This is a genomic window from Paenibacillus sp. JGP012, assembly GCF_014203995.1.
In the GTDB taxonomy this organism is placed as follows: Bacteria; Bacillota; Bacilli; order Paenibacillales; family Paenibacillaceae; genus Paenibacillus; species Paenibacillus silvae.
The window spans coordinates 1-1,913 of the sequence record NZ_JACHKG010000063.1 but is presented as its reverse complement, the minus strand read 5'-3'; the positions used below and the strand labels follow the sequence as shown (position 1 = coordinate 1,913).

General features: G+C 52.4%; 1 protein-coding gene. It reads right to left on the bottom strand.

Annotated elements, in window-relative coordinates:
- Window positions 1-77: 77 nt before the first annotated feature.
- Window positions 78-1,436 carry a group II intron reverse transcriptase/maturase gene (ltrA, locus tag HNR77_RS29825; protein WP_311768693.1) on the bottom strand — a complete coding sequence of 453 codons (1,359 nt, stop codon included), beginning with the start codon at window positions 1,434-1,436 and terminating at the stop codon, window positions 78-80.
- Window positions 1,437-1,913 lie beyond the last annotated feature (477 nt).

Sequence of the window (1,913 nt, the reverse complement as noted above, 5' to 3'; positions counted from 1 at the left end):
AATCGAGTAGGAGGCTACCCATTAGTTGAGTAGCCGACCTCTCACACCACCGTACGTACCGTTCGGTATACGGCGGTTCAACCGCTTGCGTGCAATTGTCGAAGACGCTCGTACTGGGCAGGAAAGTCATAATATCCTGCCTGTGCGAGCCTTTCGTTTGTTACAGAGCGATTCAGCACTGCGCTTCCGGCTATTCGCCAATAGCCCAGCCTTGTATTCCCCCATGGGTACGCCTGCCACTCCGGTATCCCCAGCTTTCGCAGGTTTTGCACCTTTGTTCGAGGCTTCTTCCACTGTTTCCAGATATACATCCGCATTCGTCTTCGCAGCCATTCATTCCAGCTTTGTAGCATTCGCTTCATGTCCGCTACGTAGAAATAGCCGATCCATCCCCGAATGTAGACTTTCACGTTCTCCATGACCTGCCGCGCGCTCCTGCCTTGGCTTCGATTCGTTAGTTCTTTCAGCTTCTTCTTTGCCTTCGCCAGGGACTCTCGATGGACGCGTATATATACGCCATTTCTGTTCTTCCCGAGCGCGAATCCGAGGAATTTGAAATGTTTCTGCGCCACGACGCTGACCACCTTGCTTTTCTGCGTGTTCATTTGGAGCTTGAGCTTTTGTTCCAGATACGCTCGGCTGGATACCATCAATCGCAGGGCTGCTCTTCTGCTTTTCGCGAGAACAACGATGTCATCCGCATAGCGGATCACCGCCACACCCCGTTTTTCCATCTCCTGGTCATATTCGTTCAGATAAATGTTCGCCAAGAGCGGCGACAGCGGCCCTCCTTGGGGCGATCCTTTTTCGCTCCTCCGGCGGACGCCATTCTCCATAACGCCGCTTTTCAGGTACTTCTTGATCAGATCGATAACACGTTTGTCTCCTATTCGCTTTCGCAGTACGTTCAAAAGAAGCTCATGGTTGAGCGTGTCGAAGTATTTCGACAGGTCGATTTCGACTGCATGTCCGTAGCCTTGCTCCGCATAGGCTTTGACTTTTCGAATGGCTTGCTGCGCACTTCGTCCCGGACGGTAGCCGTAGCTTCCATCCGAGAACATCGGTTCGAACAACGGTTGCAACTGCTGAGCGATCGCTTGTTGAATCACCCGATCGATCACGGTCGGGATGCCCAGCTTTCGCACGCCACTTCCATCTGGTTTGGGGATTTCCTTGCGCCGTACCGGGCTTGGCTTGTAGCTGCCTTCCCGAATGCTGTACAGCAACTCTTCTCTGTTTTCACGCAACCACGGCAACGCTGCCTCCACGGTCATTCCGTCGATTCCCGGCGCTCCTTGGTTGCGTTTGACCTGTTTATACGCCCGGTTCAGATTGTCTCTGTTCAGGATGCGTTCCATCAGGTCTTTTGCACCGTCTCTTTCTCTACTTTCCCGAGTTTCGATACTCCGCGCTCCGACATACCCTTCGCGTTCCACGCCATCTCTTTGCCGGCAGCCCTTTCGGTATTCTGCTTTCATCGCATCGACTCTCCTTTCAGTCTGTACTCAAGACTTACGATTGTTCAGTCCTTCCCGAAAAAAAAACTTCCGGTACTATGACCTCTGCTGACTTCTCACCACAAGCTTTACTCCGTCTTTCGGATTTTTTTTTTTTTTTTTTTTTTCCTACTTCACGTCAGTGAGACCTCCCCGGGTAAGAACGATAACCTTCCCCTCATCCATCTGCCACATTTACATCCTGGAATTCGGGCAGTATTGGACTTCGCTTTGTATAGCAAGCTCGTCCGTTCCAGCATGCCTTGTATGTGATTTCTGTTCGTCAGACCGAGGGTTTGCCTCCGGCTTCCTTCAGATTCCGCCTCGCGACGGACACCCTTGCCCTTGGCTAACAGTTCCTACTGCCAAGCCTGTAGCGGACTTTCACCGCCAAGTTATCGCCCGTGCCGGGCGCAC